Source organism: Streptomyces sp. SID5910, assembly GCF_009862125.1.
Lineage (GTDB): Bacteria > Actinomycetota > Actinomycetes > Streptomycetales > Streptomycetaceae > Streptomyces.
In genome coordinates this window covers 1-6628 of record NZ_WWHX01000429.1, presented here as the reverse complement: position 1 = coordinate 6628, position 6628 = coordinate 1, and the positions used below count along the sequence as shown (strand labels likewise).

The window sequence follows — 6628 nt, the reverse complement described above, 5'->3', positions numbered from 1 at the left end:
CTCGGCGATCACCTGCTGGCCGACGGAGCCGAGCAGGAAGCCGACGACCGCTCCGTGGCCGCGGGAGCCCAGCACCAGCGTCCGCGCCTCGGCCGCGGCGGCGAGCAGCACGGCGACGGCGTCGTCGGCCTCGGTGACGTCGGTGGTCACCGCGAGGTCCGGGTGCCGCCGGGTGACGGTACGGACCGACTCGTCGACCGAGTCCCGGATCCACCGCTCCTGCGCGTCCCGGTCGCCCACGCCGGCCGATTCCGGCTCGGCCCGCCAGGCGTGCACGACGTGCAGCGGGGCTCCCCGGCGGACCGCCTCCCTGGCGGCCCAGGCCAGTGCTGCCAGGCTCTCCTCGGATCCGTCCACCCCTGCCGTGATCGGGCGCGTCATGCGGGTCCCCTCCTGTGTCGCGGTCACGTCCATGGGGCCAGTCTTCACCACGCCGGGCGCCGGGCGGGCACGGCGTCCCTCCGGCGGCCGTCCCGCCCGGCCTCCCGTCGGCCCGCGCGGGGCGGGGCGAACGAACATACGATGGATCGCAGGCCGGTGCGGTGACGGGGACGCCGGGCCGTGAATCCGGCCGTTCGACGTGGGGGACGTATGGCACAGGCGGACGGGGCGACGCGGACCGTCATCATGACCGTGGACGACGATCCGGGGGTCTCCCGCGCCGTCGCCCGTGATCTGCGGCGGCGCTACGGCGGGTCGTACCGGATCGTGCGCGCGGAGTCCGGCGCGTCGGCGCTGGAGGCGCTGCGCGAGCTGAAGCTGCGCGGGGACCTGGTGGCCGTGATCCTCGCCGACTACCGGATGCCGCAGATGAACGGCATCGAGTTCCTGGAGCAGGCCCTCGACGTGTACCCGGGGGCGCGGCGGGTGCTGCTGACCGCGTACGCCGACACCAACGCGGCCATCGACGCGATCAACGTCGTCGACCTGGACCACTATCTGCTCAAGCCGTGGGACCCGCCGGAGGAGAAGCTGTACCCGGTCCTGGACGATCTGCTCGCGGCGTGGCGGACCGGGGACCACCGGCCGGTGCCGAGCACCAAGGTCGTCGGGCACCGCTGGTCGGCGCGCTCCTCGGAGGTCCGGGAGTTCCTGGCCCGCAACCAGGTTCCCTACCGCTGGTACTCCTCCGACGAGCCGGAGGGGCGGCGGCTGCTGTCGGCGGCCGGGCAGGACGGCCGGCGGCTGCCGGTGGTGGTCACGCCGGACGGCACGCCGCTGGTGGAGCCTGACGCGCCGGACCTGGCCGCCCGGGTGGGGCTGGCGACGACGCCGGCGGCCGAGTTCTACGACCTGGTGGTCGTCGGCGGCGGACCGGCGGGGCTCGGGGCGGCCGTGTACGGGGCGTCGGAGGGGCTGCGGACGGTGCTGGTGGAGCGGTCGGCGACCGGCGGGCAGGCCGGGCAGAGCTCACGCATCGAGAACTACCTCGGCTTCCCCGACGGCGTCTCCGGCGGCCAGCTCACCGAGCGGGCCCGGCGGCAGGCCGCCAAGTTCGGCGCCGAGATCCTCACCGCGCGCGAGGTGACGGGGCTGGAGGCCAACGGGGCGGCGCGGATCGTACGGTTCTCGGACGGTTCGGCGGTCGCCGCGCACAGCGTGATCCTGGCGACCGGCGTCTCCTACCGGGAGCTTCCCGCGCCGGGCACGGACGAGCTGACCGGCTGCGGGGTGTTCTACGGCTCGGCGCTGACCGAGGCCGCGGCCTGCCAGGACCACGACGTGTACATCGTGGGCGGCGCCAACTCGGCCGGGCAGGCGGCGATGTACCTGGCCCGGGGCGCCAAGTCGGTGACGCTGCTGGTGCGCGGCGGCTCCCTGACGGCGTCGATGTCGCACTACCTGATCCAGCAGATCGAGGAGACGCCCAACATCCGGGTGCGCTGCGGCACGGTCGTCGACAGCGCGCACGGCGACGGGCACCTGGAGCGGCTGACGCTGCGCGACGCGGAGAGCGGGAGCACCGAACTCGTCGACGCGCAGTGGCTGTTCGTGTTCATCGGCGCGGCCCCGCTGACCGACTGGCTGGACGGCACCGTGCTGCGGGACGAGCGCGGGTTCATCCTGGCCGGACCCGACCTCACCCCCGACGGGCGGCCGCCGGCGGACTGGGAGCTGGACCGGCCGCCGTACCACCTGGAGACCAGCGTCCCGGGCGTCTTCGTGGCCGGCGACGCCCGCGCGGAGTCCGCGAAGCGGGTCGCGTCCGCCGTCGGAGAGGGTGCCATGGCCGTGATGCTCGTCCACCGTTACCTGGAGCAGTCGTGAGCGGGCGGCCGATGCCGTGCAGCCCCGGGGAGATCGGGGAGCTGTTCCTGTTCGAGAAGCTGTCCCCGGAGCAGCTGGGCCGGCTGTGCGCCGAGGGCCGGGTGGAGCTGTTCGAGCCCGGCCCGGTGTACGCCGAGGGCGAGCCGGCGACCTGCTTCTACGTGATGCTCGACGGCACGGTCGTGCTCTCCCGCCGGGTCGGCGGGGACGACGTGGAGACCAACCGCACCTCGCAGCGCGGCGTGTACGCGGGCGCGATGCAGGCGTACGTCGGCGACCGGGTGCCGCAGGTCTACAACAACTCGATGCGGGTCACCGAGCCGACGCGGTTCTTCGTGCTGCCGGCGGACACGTTCGCGGCCGTGATGCGGGAGTGGTTCCCGATGGCGGTGCATCTGCTGGAGGGGCTGTTCTTCGGGGCGAAGAACACCCAGCGGACCATCGGGCAGCGGGAGCGGCTGCTGGCGCTCGGTTCGCTGTCCGCGGGTCTCACGCACGAGCTGAACAACCCGGCGGCGGCGGCCGTGCGCGCCACGTCGACGCTGCGGGAGCGGGTGGCGAAGATGCGGCACAAGCTCGCCGTCATCGCCGAGGGCCCGTTCTCCCGGGACGCGCTGGCCGGACTCATCGAGATCCAGGAACGCACCGCCGAGCGGGTCGCGAAGGCGCCGTCGCTGAGCCCGCTGGAGGCCGCCGACCGGGAGGACGCGCTCACCGACTGGCTGGAGGACCACGGCATCGAGCAGGGCTGGCAGCTCGCGCCGACCTTCGTGCAGGCCGGGCTGGACGCCGACTGGCTGGACCAGGTCGCCGCGGCCGTGGACGCGGAGATCCTGCCGGGCGCGGTCGGCTGGCTCAACTACACGGTGGAGACCGAGCTGCTGATGAACGAGATCGCGGACTCCACGGCCCGCATCTCGCACCTGGTGGACGCGGCCAAGCAGTACGCGCAGCTCGACCGGGCGCCGTACCGGACCGTCGACGTCCATGAACTCCTCGACAGCACGCTGCTGATGCTGTCGGGCAAGATCGGCCCCCGGATCGAGGTCGTCAAGGAGTACGACCGCACGGTGCCGGAGGTCCCCGCGTATCCGGCGGAGCTGAACCAGGTGTGGACCAACCTGATCGACAACGCGGTCGCCGCCGTGAACGGCGCGGGCGGCGCGGGCACGCTGACCGTGCGGACCGCGCGCGACCACGACCGGCTGCTGGTGGAGTTCCGCGACACCGGCACCGGGATCGACCCGGAGATCCGGGAGCGGATCTTCGACCCGTTCTTCACCACCAAACCGGTGGGCGAGGGCACCGGGCTCGGCCTGGACATCTCCTGGCGGATCGTGGTCAACAAGCACCACGGCACCCTCCGGGTCGATTCCGTGCCGGGGGACACCCGTTTCCAGGTCCTCCTTCCGCTCACCGCGGCCGCGTCCGAACCGACCGAGGAGCCGGCATGACCAGTGAGACCGTCATCGACCCCACCGTCCCGCCGAGCGGCACCGGCTGCGTCGAGTGCGACGCGGCGGGCGGCTGGTGGTTCCATCTGCGGCGCTGCGCGGCCTGCGGCCACGTCGGCTGCTGCGACAGCTCACCCGGGCAGCACGCGACCGGGCACTACCGGGACACCGGGCATCCGGTCGTGCAGAGCTTCGAGCCGGGCGAGGACTGGTTCTGGGACTACACGACGGACGAGGTACGGGCGGTGGGCCCGGACCTCGCCCCGCCGGGCAGCCGACCCGAGGACCAGCCCTCCCCCGGGCCCGCGGGGCGGGTCCCGGCGGACTGGGCCGCCACGCTGCGGCGCTGACCGCGCGGGCCGGCGGTTCCCGCCGGTGGGGCCGGGTCCGCCGCCGCGGGCGCATGTCAGGATGGGCGGCGTGTCAGGGACCTCATTCACCAGCCCACTCGTCGGCCGCGAGGACGAACTCGCGCGTCTCACCGGCGCGCTGGAGCGCGCCCGTGCCGCCGAGGCCTGCGCGGTGCTCGTCGCCGGGGACGCCGGGGTCGGCAAGACCCGGGTGCTGGACGAGGTCGCCGCACGGGCCGCCGCGGCCGGGACCACCGTGCTCACCGGGCACTGCGTCGACCTGGGCGACGTCGGCCTGCCGTATCTGCCGTTCACCGAGATCCTCGGCGTGCTGTCCGGCGACGAGCGGTTCGCCGCCGTGTCGGCCGCCCACCCGGTGACCGAGCGGCTGCTCGGGGGCGGCCCGGAGGACGACGCCGGCGCCCCGCGTTCGCGGCTGCTGCTCTTCGAGGCCGTGGCCGCCCTGCTGACCGACCTGGCGGACACCACCCCGCTGCTGCTGGTCCTGGAGGACCTGCACTGGGCCGACCAGTCCTCCCGGGACCTGCTGAGGTTCCTGCTCAGCCGCGGGGTGCTCCAGCACCACCGGATCGCGGTGTTCGCCTCCTACCGGGCGGACGACCTGCACCGCCGCCACCCGCTGCGCCCGCTGCTCGCCGAACTGGTGCGGCTGCCCGCAGTGGAGCGCCTGGAGCTGCGGCCCCTGCCGGACGCCGACGTGGCCCGGCTGGTGCGCGCGCTGCGGGAGCGGCCGCTGCCGGACACCACCGTCCACCGGATCGTCGAACGCGCCGAGGGCAACGCCTTCTACGCCGAGGAGCTGGTCGCGGCCACGGACACACCCGCCGGGGGCGTGCCCAGCGGCCTCGCCGACGTGCTGCTCATCCGGTTCGAGCAGCTGTCCGAGACCGCCCAGCAGGTGCTGCGCACCGCCGCCGTCGCCGGGCGCCGCGTGGGCCACGACCTGCTGCGGGACGCCGTGGGACTGCCCGAGGACGAGCTGGAGTCGGCGCTGCGCGAGGCCGTGGAGCGGCAGTTGCTCGTCTCCGGCGAGGGGAACACGTACAGCTTCCGGCACGCCCTCGCGCGGGAGGCCGTCTACGCCGATCTCCTGTCGGGTGAACGGTCCCGGCTGCACGGCGCGTTCGCCCGGCTGCTCGCCGGGCCGGGCCGCCGCTCGGGCAGCGCCGCCGAGCGCGCCCACCACTACCGCGAGAGCCACGACCTGCCCGAGGCCCTGGCCGCCTCGCTGGAGGCCGCCGACCACGCCCAGCGCGTCGGCGCGCCGGCCGAGGAGCTGCGGCACCTCGAAGCGGTCCTGGACCTGTGGTCGGCGGTCGACGCGGCCGCACGGCCCGCCGGACCCGACGCGGTGACGCTGACCCTGCGCGCCTCCGCCGCCGCCGCGCACGCCGGGGAGCTGCACCGCGCGGTCTCCCTGACCCGGTCCGCGCTGGCGGGCCTCGGCCAGGACGCGGACCTGGAGCTGGCCGCCCGCGTCCGCTACACGCTCGCCGGGAACCTGCTGAGCGTGGACAACCTGTCGGCCGCGTACGCCCACAGCAGCGAGGCCCTCGACCTGATCCCCGCCGAGCCGCCGTCGTCGACGTGGGTGTGGGCCGCGGCCACGCATGTGACGGCGGCCCGCCAGGTCGGGGAGAACGAGACGGCGCTGCGGGTCGCCCGCCGGGCCCTCGCGGTCGCGGAGGATCTGGGGGTCACCGACGCCCGCGCCGATCTGCTGATCTCCCTGACGAGCCTGGAGGGCGGCAACCGGGCCACCCCGGCGGGCCGGAAGCGGCTGATGGAGGCCCGCGAGCTGGCCCGGCGGGCGGGCAACGCGCCGGTGGAGCTGCGCGCGCTGTTCAACCTCGCCATCGGCGGCTTCGAGTCCGGTGACCCGGAGAAGTGCCTGCACTGGGCGTCGGAGGGGCTGGACCGGGCCCGCCGCTCGGGGCTGCTGTCCTCGCCGTACCCGCGGGAGATGCGCTACCTGCGGCTGCTGGTGCAGTACACGCTGGGCCACTGGGACGAGGTGCTGCGCGAGTCCGCCGAACAGGCCCTCGTGCGGCCGGCCGCGGGCGGTCACACCCTCGGCCCCGAGCTGTACGTGACGCTGGCGCGGGGCGACTTCAAGGCGGCCGAGCGGGCCCGGGCCCTGCTGGAGGGGCCGTTCGACTGGATGGCGCGGATGGTCGCCGGGCTGGTGCTGACCGACGCGGCGGCGCTGCGCGGGGACGCGGAGGAGGCCGTGCGGTGGATGCGGTCCTCCGTCGAGGCGCTCACCGAGGCGGGCACGCGGCCCGCCGTGACCGTCCGGCTCGCCGGCCTCGCGCTGTCCGCGGTCGCCGACACCGTGACCGGGCTGCGCCGGGCCGGGGACGAGGCCGGGGTGGCCCGCTGGACGCAGACGGCGGCCGAACTGCTGGCGGAGGCCCGCTGGTCCGCCGACCACGGCCTGGACGGCCTCCCCCAGGGACCGGAGGGCCAGGCGTGGCTCGCGCGGGCCGAGGCCGAGTGGTCCCGCATCTCCGCCGCCGCGCCGGACCCGGCGCC

At 75.1% G+C, this 6628-nt stretch carries 5 protein-coding genes; 4 read left to right on the top strand and 1 reads right to left on the bottom strand.

Annotated elements, in window-relative coordinates; genetic code table 11:
- Positions 1 to 381, bottom strand: a 381-nt coding sequence (locus GTW67_RS15205) for a universal stress protein (protein ID WP_161165354.1), incomplete at its 3' end; no start/stop codon positions are given.
- A 210-nt stretch (positions 382 to 591) separates the two neighbouring features.
- On the opposite strand from GTW67_RS15205, the gene GTW67_RS15200 reads away from it, so the two are divergent.
- The 4 genes from GTW67_RS15200 to GTW67_RS15185 all read left to right on the top strand — a co-directional run.
- Positions 592 to 2268, top strand: coding sequence for an NAD(P)/FAD-dependent oxidoreductase (locus GTW67_RS15200; protein WP_161165353.1), 1677 nt, complete (start codon positions 592 to 594; stop codon positions 2266 to 2268).
- A complete protein-coding gene (locus GTW67_RS15195; protein WP_161165352.1) occupies positions 2265 to 3722 on the top strand; it encodes an ATP-binding protein in 1458 nt (485 codons plus the stop codon). Before GTW67_RS15200 ends, GTW67_RS15195 begins: the two co-directional genes overlap by 4 nt.
- Positions 3719 to 4072 (top strand): UBP-type zinc finger domain-containing protein, encoded by a 354-nt coding sequence (locus tag GTW67_RS15190; RefSeq protein WP_161165351.1) that lies wholly within the window; start codon positions 3719 to 3721, stop codon positions 4070 to 4072. The genes GTW67_RS15195 and GTW67_RS15190 overlap by 4 nt, the downstream gene beginning before the upstream one ends.
- 61 nt (positions 4073 to 4133) lie before the next feature.
- The coding region (locus GTW67_RS15185) for an ATP-binding protein (RefSeq protein WP_161165350.1) at positions 4134 to 6628 on the top strand (2495 nt) is incomplete at its 3' end.